This is a genomic window from Mesorhizobium escarrei, assembly GCF_935825525.1.
GTDB lineage: Bacteria > Pseudomonadota > Alphaproteobacteria > Rhizobiales > Rhizobiaceae > Mesorhizobium > Mesorhizobium escarrei.
The window spans coordinates 50,590-66,919 of record NZ_CAKXZT010000140.1; the positions used below are offsets into that span (position 1 = coordinate 50,590).

Consider the following 16,330-nt stretch of genomic DNA (forward strand, 5'->3'; position numbering starts at 1 on the left):
CTCAGCTCTTCCCTCCGTCGCCCGATTTGCGCGCCCTGGCCAGTCTTCGCAGAGCCGCGATCTCCCGCATGGCTTCCGCCATCGGCTGCGCCGGGTACCCTCCCCAAATCTCGCCCGCGGGGACGTTGCTCATGAACCCGCTTCTTGCAGCAAGCTTGGCCCCTGTCCCTACGGTCAGGTGATCCGCAAGACCGACACCGCCACCCATGGTGACGTTGTCGCCCACGGTTACGGAACCGGAAATACCCGAAAGGCCGGCGATTATGCAGTTGCGGCCGATGCGGACGTTATGAGCGATCTGCACCAGATTGTCGATCTTGGTGCCTTGACCGATAATCGTGTCGGACATGGCGCCACGATCGACCGTGGTGTTGGAGCCTATCTCGACGTCGTCCTGGATAACGACCCGGCCGATTTGCGGCACGCGCTCCGGGCCCTTGGCGCCGGCCACGAAGCCAAAGCCGTCCTGGCCGATGCGGGCGCCGCCATGAATGATGACGCGGTTGCCGATCAGCGCGTACTGGATGCTAGCGCCTGGGCCGACATAGCCGTCGCGGCCGAACTGGCAGGAAGGTCCGATAACGGCATGAGGAGCAATGACGGTTCCGCTGCCGATAGAGGCGCGCGGGCCGATGATCGCGCCGGCCTCGACGATCGCGCCGGCCTCGACACGCGCCGATGGATCGATATGGGCATGCGGCGAGATACCGGTTTCGCCGGTCATCGGCGCCGGTGTCGCAGCCGCCGGGAAAAGCAGGCGTCCGACCATCGCGAAAGCCTGTTGCGGGCGAGGATGGACCAGAACCGCGATGCCCGCCGGCGCTTTGCCGGCAAATTCGGCGGGGCAGAGAACCGCCGCTGCTCGCAGCGATTGCATCAGCGCGAAGTTGCGTCTGCCATCGACGAAGACAAGAGCGTGCTCGCCGCCTTCGCTTGCCGGCGCCAGGGCTTCGATCGATCTATCGGAGAGGCCGGAATCGACAAGCACCGAGCCGGTCAGATTCGCGACTTCGCCAGCCGTATACCGGCGTGATGGCGCGAAGAACACCGGATCGGTCATTCCAGAAGCTATATCCAGCTAGCGCATGACCCCGAAAATCTGAATCGATTTTCGGAAAGGATCATACGCAAAATCAAAGTCCTGCAGCGTCCTTTGCGCATCCAGGAGGACGCGCGGCGCTGTAGCGTCGAATTACTCTCTTCCGGGCCCCTACGGCCCGGCAGCATCGTTGCCCGCCGATTAGAAACGGGACGATATGCCGAAGTTGAATTCCTGCACGTCGTCGGTGTCCTCCTTGAGGACCGGGACCGCATAGTCGATGCGGATCGGGCCAAAGGGCGACGCCCACATCAGACCGACGCCGACAGAAGCGCGCCACTGCATGTCGACCGTCGACTGATCGACCAGTGAAGAATCGATCTTGCTGCCATAGAGCGTCGCCGCATCGGCGAATACCGCGCCGCGCAGGCCGAAGCTTTCCGGAATGACCGGCATTGGGAACTGGGCTTCCGCCGAGGCATTGAAATAGGTGGTGCCACCAAGATGGTCGTCGGCGTCTTCATTGTCGACGGGACCGATGCCGCCATAGGCAAAGCCGCGGATCATGCGGTCGCTGCTCTGGAAATGGTCGAAGATGCGCAGATCGCCGGAGCCGTAACCCTGGATATGGCCAGCCCCGCCCGAAATCAAACCAACCAGATCGAGCTGCTCGGACAATGTCTGGTAGACGCTGCCACGCGCCGTCACCTTGACGAACTTGGCGTCGCCGCCGAGGCCGGCGAATTCCGTGGTGACGTTGGCGAAGATGCCTTCATGCGGGCTCTTCATGTCGTCGATGGTATTGTAGACCAGGCCGACACTGACCGACGACTTGAGCCACGGGCTTTCCTCGATGCCGTCCAGGATAGCCGTAGAAACCGTGCATTTGAGGGGATCGTAAGCGCCGTTGGTCTCGCAGTCTTCGTCGAGCTCGTACTTCTCCTGCGCGATATTGTACGCCAGCTGCGTCGAGATGTCGTCGGTGATCGGCAGGCCGAAGCGCACTGTCGCGCCTAGCGTCTCGCTCTGGTAGTCGTCGTATTCCCTGGTCCGGTTGAAGACATCGAAACCGGCGGCAATGCGCCGCCCAAGGAAATAGGGCTCGGTGAAGGAGAAGCTGTAGTCGCGCGAATTCTGGCCGCCGCCAGCCGAAATCTTGATGAACTGGCCGCGTCCGAGGAAGTTGCGCTCGGTGATCGATCCTTCGACGGATGGGCCTTCGGTGTCGCCGCCTGTCGAATAGCCGGCGCCGACCGAGAACTCGCCGGTCGATTTCTCGACCACGTCGACCACCAGCACCACTTGGTCCGGCTCAGAGCCAGGCACGGTCGAAACCTCGACTTTCTCAAAATAATCGAGCGCTTCCAGCCGTTTCTTCGCGCGCTGGATGAGAACCTGGTTGAAGGCATCGCCCTCACTTACGTCGAATTCGCGGCGAATGACATAGTCGCGTGTCCGGTCGTTGCCGCGAATTTCGATGCGCTCGACATAGGCCTTGGTGCCCTGGTCGATCGTATAGACCACTGAAATGGTGTGGTTCTCGAAATTGCGGTCGCCGCGCGGCGTCACCTGGGCGAAGGGATAGCCGGAACCGGCGACCCTCTCGGTCAATGCGATGATGGTGTCTTCGACGTCCTCGGCGTTGTAGACATCGCCCTTGTGGGTTTCAACCACCGATTGCAGCGATGCGGGGTCGACCTCGGGGATCGTGCTCTCGACGCTGACGTCGCCGAATGTGTAGCGCTCGCCCTCCTGCACGGTGATGGTCACCGTGTATTTGTTGGTGGTTTCGTCGAGTTCGCCGACCGCGGAAATCACCTGGAAGTCGGCATAGCCGTGATTGTAATAGAAACGACGCAGCAACTCCTGGTCCGCGCGCAGCTTGTCTTCGTCATAGACGTCGTCGCGCAGCACGAACGACAGGATGGTCGAGCGCTTGGTCGAGATGACGTCGGACAGGCGGCGGCTCGAATAGGCGCTGTTGCCGACGAAATTGATCGCGGCGATCTGCGTGCGGCCGCCTTCATTGATGTTGAAGATCACGTTCACGCGGTTGTCGCCGAGATCCATGATCTGGGTGGTCACGGCGGCGTCGTCGCGGCCGATACGCCTGTAGGCGGCCTTGACCGCTTCGACATCGGCATCGAGCGCCTGCTGCGAGAACGTTCCACGCGGCTTCAACTGGACCGCGGCCGCAAGGGCGTTGTCCTTGAGCTTCTTGTTGCCCTGGAATAGCACCTGATTCACGACCTGATATTCGGAAACCTTGATGACCAGCGTCGAACCGACCTGGTTGATCTGGACGTCAGAGAACAGCCCTGTGCCAAACAGCGCCTTGACCGCATCGTCGATATCGGAGCTGGAAAAGGGCTGGCCGGGCTTGATCGTAACGTAGTTGCGGATCGTGTCGGCGTCGACACGCTGATTGCCGCTGACTTCAACTCTTGAAACAACAGCGGCCTCGGCCGCCGATGTGGCAACGAACTGCACTGCGACCGCACCCGGTACGACCAGAGCGGCGGACAGGGCCACCGCGGACGCGGCGCTCAGAAACTTGGATGCTGCCTTCATCGGGCTTTTGTACCTTTTCTCGAAGTCCCCACGGCGAGAAAACCGGACGTGCGGTAATTTCCCCTACCGTATTAACCGGATTTTCCCTACACGCAAGGCTCCTGGTTAATTTGTATTTACTTAACCGAATTGCGTGGCTTTCGCGTCACGCATATCCCCACGCATGGTAAACGGCGTCTCAACATTGGCTGTTCTGAAGCCAAATTTCTTCATGATTTCAGCATCCAAACAGATCGTTCCAGAAAACAAAGCCCATGAAGGCCAAGACGAGAAGCAGGCCGACCCTGTAGCCCAACTCCATCATCCGTTCCGACACCGGCCGCCGAATGACGGCCTCCACGCCGTAGAACAGGAGATGGCCGCCGTCGAGGGGCGGAATCGGCAAAAGGTTCAGAATACCGATCCCGACCGACAACAGGGCAACAAGTTGCACAAGCCAGTCGAAGCCGAGTTTTGCCGCCTGGCCCGACATTTTTGCGATCTTGATCGGGCCGCCCAGCTGGCATTTGTCTTCGCGACCGACAACAAAACGCTGCAGGAACTGACCGGTGCGCTGAATGATGTATCCCGTCTCCTCGACCGCCGCCCCTACCGCTCCGACCGGGTTGTAAGTGATCAGCCTGGGCTGGCCGAATTCCTGGTTGTTGACGACGCCGATCACGGCCACCTTGACCTTGTTGCCCAGGCCGTCTTGCTGCTCCATCAATTCCGGCGTCGCCGTAACGGTGATCTCCTTGCCGTCGCGCAGCATGACGAATGTGATGGGGTCGCCACCGCGGCCCGAGACCCGGCGCTGGACGTCGGCGAAGGTCTGGACCTTGCTGCCGTCGACGCTGACGAATCGGTCGCCAGGCAGGATGCCGGCCCTGGCCGCTGGGCTGCCCGCGGTTACTTCAGCCACCATTGGCTCCAGCACGGGGCGGCCATAGGCGGCAAACAGCACCGCAAAGACGGCGATCGTCAGCAGAAAATTGAACAGCGGGCCGGCCACCACAGTTGCCGCGCGCTTCCAGACCGGCTGCGTGTGAAAAGCGACCTTGCGTTCGGCAGCCGTCAGCGTTTCGATCTCCTCCGAGCTGGGCTGGCTCGAGGTGGCGTTCATGTCGCCGACGAATTTGACGTAGCCGCCGAGTGGTATGGCGCAGAGTTTCCAGCGCGTGCCATGGCTGTCATTGAAGCCGAAGAGTTCCGGGCCGAAGCCGATCGAAAAGACTTTCACGCCGATGCCGCACCAGCGGCCGACGAGATAATGGCCCATCTCGTGGACGAACACGACTACGGTCAGCACGAACAGGAAAGGCACCAGCGTGCCGAGGACAAAGCCTTCCGTGCTGAAAACCGCGTGAAGAATCTCGTTCAACTCATGTCCTCAAAATTCGTCCGCAGCACGGTGGTACCGCGACTGTGGCATCAATCCAGGCGAATCCATGGCGCATCCTGCGCAGGTCAAGAAACCAGGCCCGGAATCAATGCCGATCAAGCTGGAAACAGCCCCTGTGCCGGATGGTCGGCGGTCGCCGAAATCCAGCCGATGACGTACAGGGCGAACGCCGCCGCGACAAGCCCGTCGACCCGGTCCATGACGCCGCCATGGCCCGGTATCAGCGTGCCCGAATCCTTGCGGTTGTGGCGCCGCTTCACCCATGATTCGAAAAGGTCGCCAGCCTGGGACACGAGCGAAAGCACCAGCGCGACGACGCCGAGCGCTACGAGATTGCCGGCTCCGGCCGCCGCGGCCAAAAGCAGCCCGGCAACCACGCCGCCGACGGCGCCGCCGAGAGCCCCGCTCTGCGTCTTGCCTGGTGAGATAGACGGCGCCAGCTTCGGCCCGCCGACAGCGCGGCCGACAAAATAGGCTGCTATGTCGGTCGCCCAAACCACGGCGAACAGGAAGAGAATGGCAATGAGGCCGGGATGGTCGCCGTCACGCAAAAGAGCAAGCGACAGGCCGGAAATGGCGGCATAGGCAAGGCCGGACGCGTCCCACTGTCCCGCGTGGCGGATCGAAGGCTCGCGCATCGAAGCCACGACCACGGTGACAACGACCATCACCGCCACAAGCAGCAACAGCCAAGACGCCGGCAGGCCGGCGACCAAGGCGCCGACGAAAATCAGAAGCAGCGCTTCCGGCAGAAGACCAAGACCCGTGGCGGCGACCGGGCGGCACATTCGCGTCCATTCGTAGAAGATCAGGACCGTCATGGCGGCGCAAAGCAGTCGGAAGGGCAGTCCGCCGAGCCAGGTCAGGCCGAGCGTGACGACCGCAAGCACGACGGCAGAAATAACCCGAAGCTGGAGGTTGCTCATCCCTTGGCTGTCACGGCGACGTCTTCGGCTCCAAGCCCGCCGAAACGGCGCTCGCGACCGGCAAAGTCGCGCAATGCGTCAGCCAACTGCTCGCGGCTGAAATCGGGCCAGTAGCAAGGCAGGAATACAAGCTCGCTATAAGCCGCTTGCCACAGAAGGAAATTCGACAGCCTGAGCTCGCCGCTGGTGCGGATGACCAGTTCCGGATCCGGAATACCCTGGGTGTCGAGAGAGCCGGCAAAGGATTCGGCCGTGATCGCCTCGCTGTCGAGCTCGCCGCGCGCCACCGCCGCGGCAAGCTTGCGCGCGGTGCGCACGATCTCGTCGCGTCCGCCATAGTTGAAAGCGATGACCAGGGTCAGCGCGTCGTTGCGGACGGTCAGCGTTTCAGCCTCTTCAAGCAGGGTCCTGATGTCAGGCTGCAGCCCTGCCCTGTCGCCGATGATCCTGACCCGCACGCCATTCTGGTGAAGCTCGGCGAGATCGCGGCGGATGAAGATTTTCAACAGGCCCATCAGGTCGCTGACTTCGGACTTCGGCCGCGACCAGTTTTCCGACGAGAAGGCGTAGACGGTCAGGAACGAGATGCCAAGGCCAGGAGCGGCGCGCACCGTGTTGCGCAGCGCCTCGACGCCGGCACGATGGCCGGCAAGCCGTGGCAGGCCGCGCGCCTTGGCCCAGCGTCCGTTTCCGTCCATGATGATCGCGACATGCGCGGGGCTTGTCATAGTCTCGCTTTCGGGTCGGTCACCTACCCTTAAACCTGCATGATTTCAGCTTCCTTATCGGAAAGCAGATGGTCGATGGTGCCGATCATCTCGTCGGTGAGCTTTTGGACCTGGTCGGACCGCTTGCGATGATCGTCCTCGCTGATATCGCCGTCCTTTTCCGCCTTTTTGAGAAACTCCATGCCGTCCCGGCGCACGTGGCGCACGGCGATGCGCGCATTCTCGGCATAACCATGCGAGATCTTGACCAGCTCCTTGCGGCGCTGTTCGTTCAGCTCGGGCAGCGGAATTCTGAGATTGGTGCCGTCGACGATCGGATTGAAGCCGAGATTGGATTCGCGGATGGCGCGATCGACCGCACCGACCATCGACTTGTCCCAGACCGAAACCGAAATCATGCGCGGCTCCGGCACCGACACGTTTGCCACCTGGTTGATCGGCATCGTGGTGCCATAGGCCTGCACCTGGATCGCGTCGAGCAGGTTGCTCGACGCGCGGCCGGTCCGCAGCGAAGCTAGATCGTGCTTGAACGCAGCAATCGCCCCGTCCATGCGTCGTTTGAGATCATCGTATTCGCCACTCATCATCGTCTCCTCGACCCGTTAGCCGGGTTCACTTCAGGGTAACTCGCATTCAAGCCTCGATCCGAAAACCGGTTCCCGTTTTCGCCTACGGGAAACCTTCGGTTTCGGGGAACGGGCTCCCGATCAGTCGTCCGTGACGACCGTGCAACGGCCGCCGCCCCTCAGAATATCACCGAAACCACCCTTCTCGTGGATCGAATAGACGATTATCGGGATGTTGTTTTCGCGCGCAAGTGCAATCGCGGCCGTATCCATGATCGAAAGACCGCGTTTTATGACTTCGCCATGGCTGATGCGCTCGAAGCGGGTCGCATTCGGGTCCTTCTTCGGATCGGCGGAATAGACGCCGTCGACCTGGGTGCCCTTGAACAGCGCGTCGGCGCCTATTTCCGCCGCGCGCAGCGCCGCGGCCGAATCGGTGGTGAAGAACGGATTGCCAGTGCCGCCGGCAAAGATGACGACCTTGCCCTGGTTCATGTAGGCGGTCGCCTGGCGCTGCGAAAAGCTCTCGCAAAGCTCAGGCATGGCGATTGCAGACAGCACCACTGCGTCGACGCCGATCTTGTTCAGCGAGGTGCGCAGCGCCAGCGAATTGATGACCGTAGCGAGCATGCCCATATGGTCGCCGGTGACGCGATCTCCGCCCTTGGAGGCAACGGCCACGCCGCGAAAGATGTTGCCGCCGCCGATGACGACCCCGACCTCGATGCCAAGGGTACGTGCCTCGGCGATGTCGGCGGCGATGCGATCGACCACCGACACATCGATGCCGAAATGCTGCTCACCCATCAGCGCTTCGCCCGACGCTTTCAGCAAGACACGTCGGTAGAGGGGCTTCACCGTCATCTGGTCCTCATCAATATGCGTGTGACGCGCCCGGGGCGGCTTCCCCGCGCAGGCGCTGCCCCGAAACATTGGCGTTCCGATACACGAAGGGCGCCGCGATGTCACGCGGCGCCGGAACCGGTAAACGCTCTTCCAGCCATTGGCTTACACCGGCAAATGCAACTTTCACGGGTACATCCTTGGATGAGCCATGAGCAGATCCAGGCATGAGCAGATCCGGGCGTGAGCAGATGGCCAGCCGGCCTGTCGCCGAAGCCTGGCCTTCATCGATACCGCGCAAGAAATCGGCCGGGCATCCACGCGGACAACCGGCCGTAAAGTCTTTTCAGAAAGATAGAGTGCGTTTTACTTCTTGACCGCCGCCGCGACTTCCGCCGCAAAATCGGTCTCGTCCTTTTCGATGCCCTCGCCGAGCGCGAAGCGCAGGTAGGCAGTGATCTTGGCCGGTGCGCCGATTTCCTTCTCGGCATCCTGCAGCGCCTTCTCGACGGTGATGTCAGGATTGAGCACGAAAGCCTGCTTGAGCAGCACGACTTCTTCGTAGAACTTGCGCAGGCGGCCCTCGACCATCTTTTCGATGATCGCTTCCGGCTTGCCGGACTGACGTGCCTGATCGGCGAAGATCGCCTTCTCGCGCTCGACCGCGGCCGGATCGAGTTCTTCCGTGGTCAGCGCCATCGGGTTGGTGGCGGCGACATGCATGGCGACCTGACGCGCAAAGGCGTTGGCGGGCTGCGCGTTGCCAGACGTCTCGATGGCGACCAGCACGCCGAGCTTGCCAAGGCCGTCGGCAACCGCATTGTGGACGTAGGTTGCGACGGCGCCCTGCTCGACGGTGAGCTTGGCCGACCGGCGGAAGCCAAGATTCTCACCAATGGTGCCGACAGCGTCCTTGATGGTGTCGGCAACCGACTTGTCGGAACCCGGATACGGTGCGGTTGCGACGGCCTCGGTCTTGCCGCCATAGGCGAGCGCCACCTTGGCGACGTTGGCGACGATCTCCTGGAAGGCAGCGTTGCGGGCAACGAAGTCGGTCTCGGAATTGACCTCGACGACCGCCGCCTCACGCACGCCGGAATCGACGCCGATGAGGCCTTCGGCCGCGGTACGGCCGGCCTTCTTGTCGGCCTTGGAGATGCCCTTCTTGCGCAGCCAGTCGACGGCCTCTTCCATGTTGCCGTTGGTCTCGTTCAACGCCATCTTGCAGTCCATCATGCCCGCGCCGGTCAAGTCGCGGAGTTCTTTGACCTGTGCAGCCGAAATGCTCATTGTCGCCTCTTTGTTTAAAATGCACCGACGCACCACCGGTCCTCGATGATGCGCCTGGCGCCAGCGCTTAGCGCGCCAAAATATGAGAAAGATGAAGGCCGAAACCGGCCTTCGCTGTTACGCTTCCGGTGTCTGGGCGGCCGGTGTCTCGGCGGTCGGCGTCGGCTCGAGTGCCGGCTCGATCGGAGCCTCGGCCAACGCGCCGACGTCGACGCCAAGCGCGCCCTGCTGGCGAGCGATGCCGTCGATTGCAGCCTTGGCGATCAGATCGCAATAGAGCTGGATGGCGCGGGCCGCGTCGTCATTGCCCGGAATCGGGAAATCGATCTTGTCCGGGTCGCAGTTGGAATCGATGATGGCGACGACCGGGATGCCGAGACGCTTGGCCTCGAGGATGGCGATCGCTTCCTTGTTGGTGTCGATCACGAACATCAGGTCGGGCGTCGAGCCCATGTCCTTGATGCCGCCCAGCGCCTTGTCGAGCTTCTCGCGCTCGCGGTCGAGGTTGAGGCGCTCCTTCTTGGTGAGCCCCTGGGCCTCGCCGGCCAGCATCTCGTCAAGCTTGCGCAAGCGCTGGATGGAGTTCGAGATCGTCTTCCAGTTGGTCATCATGCCGCCGAGCCAGCGGGAGTTGACATAGTATTGGGCCGAGCGCTGTGCGGCGTCGGCAACGATATCGGACGCCTGGCGCTTGGTGCCGACGAACAGCACGCGGCCACCCTTGGCGACGGTGTCGGAAACCTGCTTCAGCGCCTGGTGCAGCAGCGGCACCGTCTGCGAGAGGTCGATGATGTGGATGTTGTTGCGAGCGCCATAGATATAGGGCGCCATCTTCGGGTTCCAGCGGTGGGTCTGGTGGCCGAAGTGAATTCCAGCTTCCAAAAGCTGGCGCATGCTGAAATCAGGCAGAGCCATTGTTATTTCCTTTTCCGGTTAGCCTCCACGGACACAGGCATTTCTGGACTTTGTCCTCGAACGCCACCGGAGGTTTCAGCCGGATTTCTCCCGGGCAGACACCAAAGTCCGTGTGTGGAATGAGCGCGCATATAGAGGGGTTGCGCGGCAAACGCAAGCGCTGCGGTGTCCTGCGGCTCAACGTGCGGCGATCAGCGCACCGGTGCTGATCATGGCGCCACCGGCGAACCTGTTCATCAAGCGCATCCGCCTTGGCGTCTTGAACCAGCTTGCAGCCTGCCCGGCAAGCACCGCATAGACGCCCATGGTGATCATGTTGACGCCGATCACGACCGCAACCACGAGCAGCCCCTCGGCGAAGCTCATTGTGTTGAGATCGAGGATCAACGGCATGATGGAGGCGTGGAACAGGATCGCCTTGGGGTTGCCCAGCGCGATGGAGATGCCGAGGAAAAAAGATCGAGATAGTCTTGCCTGCGTTGCCTGCAGTTCATCTGATCGCGCGGAAGCCGATCGCCACATTCCGATGCCAAGAAACATCAGATAGGCAGCACCCGCATATTTCAGGATGAGAAAACCCCCCATTCGAAGGTCTGTGCCAGCGCCACGAGACCGAGCAACGCCAAAGTCACCAGCACCGCGTCGCCAGCGGCGATGCCGAGCCCAGCCAGGAAAGCGCGAACGAACCCGCGCGAGACGCCGTTGGCGATGACCGTGAACATCGCCGGGCCAGGCGTCGCGGCGGCAAATGTGATCGCGGCGCAATAAGCTAGAAATGCCGCCAATGTCATGGTCGTATCTTTCCCTTCGGCACGCGGACCCGCCGGAAAACAGCAACGATCTCCTCGCGGCTGCATTCGACGGCGCCTAGCCGCACCGCACGGTCGCGCTCGAAGCCGGTTATGTCATAATGCGGCGCCGATGTCTTCGGCGGCCCCTGATAGGACGAGCGCTTGATGCCGAGCTGTGCTGCAAAACGATGCAGCTCATCGGTGTCGTCGGCCAGCAGATGACACCAGCGGTGGCCGACCCATTTCCAGATCGCCGCGTCGACATAGACCGCCATAAGGCTTGCCGCACTCCTTCATCTTGCGCCGACCAGCGGAGCCGCAGCTCACCCGCAGCCGAGATCCAACGTTAGCGATGATAGAAAGGATTCGGATAGAAAATGAAGCCGCCGGCGGCTTCGAGTTCGGCTACTCTCGTGGTGACAGCCGCCTGCATGCGGCTGTGCAGTTCGGCGAGCGCGTCGTCGATCGAGCCAGGAAAGGCGTGCAATCCCAACGGCTCCGGCACCCGGATATGCGCGCAACGCGGCCCGGCCGGTTGCGGCACGAAGCGATTGATCGTGTCGCGCAGCGTGCCCTTGCAATAGTCGTTACGAATGCGCTTCAGATGCTCTGCGATCTCCTCTTGCGTGATACGCGGGTTGGCTGAGACCCACGGTCCGACGCGTTGGAGACGCTGGATCGTGTCCGCCAGCGAGCGGATCTGTTTTTGTTGCTCGGCGTCGCCGGTGCCTTCCCGCACCCAGCGGCGCGACCGGCGCAGAAGCTGGGCGATCTCGCTGGCGCCGGGATCGACCGATATACCCTCCCCCAGGCGCAGGCTCAGCTCGAGCAGCAGTTGCTTCTGACGCGTAGCGTACGAAGCCCGCTCGTCGGGCGCCCTGCCGCAGGCAATCTCATCGCGCGACAGCAGCGTCGCATAGATATGGTGGATGCGCTCCGGCAGCGTATCGGCGGAACGGCATTCGACCTTCAGACTTTTCTCGACATAGGCGCATTCCTGCGCCAGCGCCGGCTCGACATTTTTGGTGAAGGCGAGCTTCCAGACAACCGGCGCGATCCAGACTTCGAAATCCTGATCTGTGGCGCGACCGCGTTTGAGCGCGTCGAACCCCATCTCGACCGCCCCCGGAAGGAGCGGACCGACGACATTGGCATGCCAGCCGACGCCGCCTTCAGGGTGCAAGAGAACAGCATGCCCTTTCAGCGCCCAGGCGATCGAGTGTTCCTTGGCAGCACCGCTGTTGCCGGGTATCTGGGCGATCAGATTGTTGGCCAGCCAGAATTTCTGCATGATCCGGCCGAGGCCGTTGACGACGCCATGCGTGGCCCAGGATGCCGCGAGCGGACTGACCCGCGAGACGATCTCCTTGTCGATCATCCAGTCGGTAAAGAATTCCGGATGGTTGGGCGTGATGAACGTCGCCTTGCCTGCGCCGCAACAGGCCTTCAGCCGTTGCCGGTCGTCGTCGGGAAAGTCGATATGGCGGACATTGGCGACACCACGCAATCCGGCCACGCGGTTGAACGGCAACAGATCGCGAAACACGGGAATGCCACGCAGCATGACGACCCGGTTGACGACAGTCATGATCCTGATCAGCGCCGGATTAGGCGTCGGCGCCACGAACACGTCGATTTTGCTCAACCCACCCCCCGATCGATCCCTCGGCGTAGAGGTTGAAATGCAATTGCGGCGTGTTCAAGTCATTCGCCGCCGCCTTGCGGGCGTGGCTAACCCAAGGCTCTATTTCGACGGACAGGGTTTCGTCTGATCGAACAGCGAAAGATTGACCAGCTTGCCGGTCATCGAGAAGTCGTTGTAGTCCATGAGGAGGTCGCGCGTGATGCCGTTCTCATGCAGCTTGAAGCTGATCCGGTATTCCGGCACCTCCTCGCCTGACTTGTCGGTGCTGTCGAAATAGGCGATGTCGACTGGCCAGTATTTGTCGCTGGCGAGTTTTGCCAGTGCCGGCACTTCCGGATCGGCCTTGTCGGCATCGGATTTCTTGCCGACGACGACGGTGGTGGTCATCACCTTGTTGGCATCTTCCGAACCGTCGAACAGGTTGGTTTCGTAGAAATTTTCGCCCTTTTCGGCCTTGTCGATCAGTTCGACCAGATGCTGTGTCGGAAACTGGGTGGCCGGCAGTTCGACGCTGCTCTTCTCCGGCTTGTCGATATCGACCTTGAGGCGGTTTGTCTCCTTCGTCGCGGTGCCCTTGACCTCCTTGTCGAGAGTCTGGTCGACGAAGGATTTTGTCACGAACGAGAAGGTCTTGCCTTCGGCGTCCTCGAAGGTGGTCGTCTGCTGGTCGGTCAGCCTTGTATTCTCGTTGGTGACGATCTGGGTGACGAAACGGAACTTCACCGTATAGCCTTCGCAAGGCGAGCCATTGAACTCATAGACCATGCGGCCGGAAATGCCGGTGATGCCCGAGCGGTCAGAGGCCTTGTCCAGGGTCAGATCATAAACCGCGCGATGCGCTTGCAGCGCCGGTACGGCAAAAGCCGGCGCCATCGAGAACACTGCTGGCAGCAGGACAGCGTGGAATGCGAGGCGTGTTGCGCGCATGAGGGGCTCCGATCATCGCGCCCTGATGGCAGGTCGCATGGAAAGAGGGTTCAGCTTAAAAAAAGTCGTGGCGGAAGCGAGGCAAAAATTGCAATTTCGGCCCAGCCTGCGCAGCCTCATCAAGCAATAGGGAAATACCATGAATGAGACAATCGAAAAGCGGCTAAGCGATCTCGACGTGACGCTACCGGTCGCCGCCGCGCCCGCCGCCAATTACGTGCCCTATTGCAGGTCAGGCAATCTGCTGTTCATCGCCGGACAGCTGCCGCTCAAGCAGGGCAAGCTGCAGGCGAGCGGGCTGCTCGGCCGTGATGTCGACACCGCAGCCGGCCAGGAAGCGGCAAAATACTGCGCGATCAACATATTGGCGCAGGCCAAGGCAGCACTTCGCGATCTCGAGAAAATCCGCCGCGTGGTGAAGATCACCGTCTTCGTCGCCTCGGCGCCGGATTTTGTCGAACAGCACCTGGTTGCCAACGGCGCCTCGGATTTTCTGGTTGCAGTGCTCGGCGATCCCGGCAAGCATGCCCGCGCCGCCGTCGGTGCCGCCTCCCTGCCGCTTAATGCCGCAGTGGAAATCGAAGCCATCTTGGAAGTCGAATGAGCCTGGCATGACCGACCTTTCCTGGCTGACGGCCCGACCCATTGCCCATCGCGGCCTCCACGACATGAACAAGACGCGCTGGGAGAACACGCTTTCCGCCTTTGCCGCTGCGGCTGAACGCGGCTATGCGATCGAATGCGATGTGCATCTGTCGTCAGACCGCGTTCCGGTGATCATCCACGATGGCGATCTGAAGCGACTGACCGGCCAGGACGGTTTCGTCTGGCAGCGCACGGCAGCAGAAATGACGGCCCTCAAGATCGGCGGCACATCAGATCATCTGCCAACGCTGCAGCAGACCCTCGACCTGATCGATGGTCGCGTGCCGGTGGTCGTCGAGCTGAAAGGGGTTCCCGGCCGTGACGAAGGCTTGGTGGAAAGCGTCGGCAAAATGCTCAAAAACTACAAGGGCAAGGTGGCGATCATGTCGTTCGACCACTGGCTGATCCGCGATTTCCCGAAACACGCGCCCGGCATTCCGGGCGGGCTGACCGCTTATGGCAACGAAGTCAAGCTGATCGAGGCGCATTTCGCCATGCTGGCGCACGACATCGCCTTCACCTCCTACGCCGCAGGCGACCTGCCGAACCGGTTTGTCAGTTTTGTGCGAAAAAGGCTCAAAATGCCGGTCATCACCTGGACCGTGCTCGACCAACCGGCGGTCGACCTGACCTTCAGATTTGCCGACCAGATGACGTTCGAAGGATTTGAGCCGGATCTTGTGCAGGTCGCTTGAACCGAGCTTGCATGGACCGGCACGGAGCTTAAATAGGCCTCATGGATCAAGGCGATGAAGGCGACGGGCAAACGGCGAATGGAGCATATGCGATCCGGGTTGCCTCCGGCATCGGCACCTTCACCTGCGCTGAATGGGACGGCCTCGGTGGGACCTCACGCGGTGACACAGAAAACGGCTACAACCCGCTCGTTTCCTTCGCCTTTTTGAGCGCGCTTGAGGATTCCGGCTGCGCCGTGCGGCGCACCGGCTGGCAGGGCCATCATCTCAGGCTCGAGACAGCGCAGGGAAAGCTCCTCGGTGCCATTCCCTGCTACCTGAAATCGCACAGCCAGGGCGAATATGTTTTCGATCACGGCTGGTCGGACGCGTTCGAGCGCGCCGGCGGGCGTTACTATCCAAAACTGCAATGCGCCGTGCCGTTCACGCCGGTCACCGGCCCTCGGCTGTTGGTCAACAAGGGCGAGGACAGTCGCGCCGTTAAGGCCGGCTTGGCAGCCGGCCTGAAGGCGGTGACGGAAAAGCTCGGCGTATCCTCCGCGCACGTGACTTTCGCGCAGCACAGGGATGTCGAGGCGCTGGAAGCGGCGGGCTTCCTGCACCGCACCGACCAGCAGTTCCACTTCTTCAACGAGGGTTATTCGACCTACGACGATTTTCTCGCCACTCTGGCATCGCGCAAGCGCAAGGCGATGAAGAAGGAGCGGCGCGAGGCGCTCGCTCACGGCATCTCGATCGACTGGCTGACCGGCAAGGACCTGACCGAAAGGGTCTGGGACGACTTCTTTGCCTTCTACATGGATACCGGCAGCAGGAAATGGGGCCGGCCCTATCTCAGCCGCGAGTTTTTCTCGATGATCGGCGAGCGCATGGCCGACGACGTCCTGCTGGTGATGGCCAAGCGCAATGGACGCTACATTGCCGGCGCTATCAATTTCATCGGTTCCGATGCGCTTTACGGGCGCAACTGGGGCTGCATCGAGGACCATCCCTTCCTGCATTTCGAGGTCTGCTATCACCAGGCGATCGACTTCGCCATTCACCGTAAGCTGAAAGTGGTCGAAGCCGGCGCGCAAGGCGAGCACAAGCTGGCGCGCGGCTACAGGCCGGTGACCATGCATTCGGCGCATTACATTGCGCATCCTGCCTTGCGCAATGCGGTCGCCGACTATCTCAGGCGCGAGCGCCGCGAAGTGGAGCGGATGGCCGGCTATCTCGAAGAGCACACCCCGTTCCGCAAGGATCTGGCCGACGATTAGAGCGCGCGACATGCATTAACACTTCGAACCTCCGCATCGTACTTTCCGAAAATCGATTCCGGTTGTCGGGTCGATACGGTAGAGCAAGGCACAATCCGGAGCCCACGCC

Annotated in this window: 16 protein-coding genes and 1 pseudogene; 3 read left to right on the forward strand and 14 right to left on the reverse strand. The window is 61.6% G+C overall.

The genetic code is table 11. The features are described 5' to 3' along the window. Position 1: 1 nt before the first annotated feature. The 14 genes and pseudogenes from lpxD to NMG80_RS22370 all read right to left on the reverse strand — a co-directional run bounded on the left by lpxD (position 2) and on the right by NMG80_RS22370 (position 13,622). Positions 2-1,060 carry a UDP-3-O-(3-hydroxymyristoyl)glucosamine N-acyltransferase gene (gene lpxD / locus NMG80_RS22305; protein WP_254020112.1) on the reverse strand — a complete coding sequence of 353 codons (1,059 nt, stop codon included), beginning with the start codon at positions 1,058-1,060 and terminating at the stop codon, positions 2-4. A gap of 180 nt (positions 1,061-1,240) precedes the next feature. Beyond that, entirely contained in the window at positions 1,241-3,610 is a 2,370-nt protein-coding gene (bamA, locus tag NMG80_RS22310) for an outer membrane protein assembly factor BamA (RefSeq protein ID WP_254020113.1), read from the reverse strand. A 217-nt stretch (positions 3,611-3,827) separates the two neighbouring features. Next, positions 3,828-4,970, reverse strand: coding sequence for an RIP metalloprotease RseP (gene rseP, locus NMG80_RS22315; RefSeq protein ID WP_254020114.1), 1,143 nt, complete (start codon positions 4,968-4,970; stop codon positions 3,828-3,830). Positions 4,971-5,086: 116 nt separating this feature from the next. Further along, complete coding sequence (locus NMG80_RS22320; protein WP_254020115.1) at positions 5,087-5,917, reverse strand: phosphatidate cytidylyltransferase; 831 nt, start codon at positions 5,915-5,917, stop codon at positions 5,087-5,089. Next, a pseudogene (locus tag NMG80_RS22325) lies at positions 5,914-6,657 on the reverse strand (isoprenyl transferase); the annotation flags it as partial. The pseudogene NMG80_RS22325 and the gene NMG80_RS22320, both read right to left, overlap by 4 nt. Positions 6,658-6,674: 17 nt before the next feature. Further along, the gene (gene frr / locus NMG80_RS22330) at positions 6,675-7,229 is read right to left on the reverse strand and encodes a ribosome recycling factor (protein WP_077384157.1); all 555 of its coding nucleotides are present in this window, start codon (positions 7,227-7,229) and stop codon (positions 6,675-6,677) included. A gap of 123 nt (positions 7,230-7,352) precedes the next feature. Beyond that, complete coding sequence (gene pyrH, locus NMG80_RS22335) at positions 7,353-8,075, reverse strand: UMP kinase (RefSeq protein ID WP_254020117.1); 723 nt, start codon at positions 8,073-8,075, stop codon at positions 7,353-7,355. Positions 8,076-8,420: 345 nt separating this feature from the next. Then, positions 8,421-9,344, reverse strand: a complete 924-nt coding sequence (gene tsf, locus NMG80_RS22340; protein WP_254020118.1) for a translation elongation factor Ts — start codon at positions 9,342-9,344, stop codon at positions 8,421-8,423. Between the two features lie 117 nt (positions 9,345-9,461). Beyond that, a complete protein-coding gene (gene rpsB, locus NMG80_RS22345) occupies positions 9,462-10,259 on the reverse strand; it encodes a 30S ribosomal protein S2 (protein ID WP_077384079.1) in 798 nt (265 codons plus the stop codon). Between the two features lie 177 nt (positions 10,260-10,436). Beyond that, positions 10,437-10,844: a LysE family translocator gene (locus NMG80_RS22350; protein ID WP_254020119.1), complete on the reverse strand. Its 408-nt coding sequence runs from the start codon at positions 10,842-10,844 to the stop codon at positions 10,437-10,439. Then, positions 10,823-11,050: a LysE family transporter gene (locus NMG80_RS22355; RefSeq protein WP_254020120.1), complete on the reverse strand. Its 228-nt coding sequence runs from the start codon at positions 11,048-11,050 to the stop codon at positions 10,823-10,825. Before NMG80_RS22355 ends, NMG80_RS22350 begins: the two co-directional genes overlap by 22 nt. Next, the gene (locus tag NMG80_RS22360; RefSeq protein WP_254020121.1) at positions 11,047-11,325 is read right to left on the reverse strand and encodes a DUF4031 domain-containing protein; all 279 of its coding nucleotides are present in this window, start codon (positions 11,323-11,325) and stop codon (positions 11,047-11,049) included. Before NMG80_RS22360 ends, NMG80_RS22355 begins: the two co-directional genes overlap by 4 nt. 71 nt (positions 11,326-11,396) lie before the next feature. Further along, on the reverse strand, positions 11,397-12,695 hold the full coding sequence (locus NMG80_RS22365; RefSeq protein ID WP_254020122.1) for a lysophospholipid acyltransferase family protein: 1,299 nt from the start codon (positions 12,693-12,695) through the stop codon (positions 11,397-11,399). Positions 12,696-12,794: 99 nt separating this feature from the next. Beyond that, a complete protein-coding gene (locus NMG80_RS22370) occupies positions 12,795-13,622 on the reverse strand; it encodes a cell envelope integrity EipB family protein (RefSeq protein ID WP_254020123.1) in 828 nt (275 codons plus the stop codon). Between the two features lie 139 nt (positions 13,623-13,761). Between NMG80_RS22370 and NMG80_RS22375 the strand changes: the two genes are divergently transcribed. Genes NMG80_RS22375 through NMG80_RS22385 form a run of 3 tightly spaced genes read left to right on the forward strand, consistent with a single transcriptional unit; the run spans position 13,762 to position 16,221 of the window. After that, positions 13,762-14,226: a RidA family protein gene (locus NMG80_RS22375; protein ID WP_254020124.1), complete on the forward strand. Its 465-nt coding sequence runs from the start codon at positions 13,762-13,764 to the stop codon at positions 14,224-14,226. 7 nt (positions 14,227-14,233) lie between these two features. Continuing rightward, a complete protein-coding gene (locus tag NMG80_RS22380) occupies positions 14,234-14,962 on the forward strand; it encodes a glycerophosphodiester phosphodiesterase (protein WP_254020125.1) in 729 nt (242 codons plus the stop codon). A gap of 41 nt (positions 14,963-15,003) precedes the next feature. After that, positions 15,004-16,221, forward strand: coding sequence for a GNAT family N-acetyltransferase (locus NMG80_RS22385; RefSeq protein ID WP_254020126.1), 1,218 nt, complete (start codon positions 15,004-15,006; stop codon positions 16,219-16,221). The last annotated feature ends 109 nt before the right edge of the window (positions 16,222-16,330 follow it).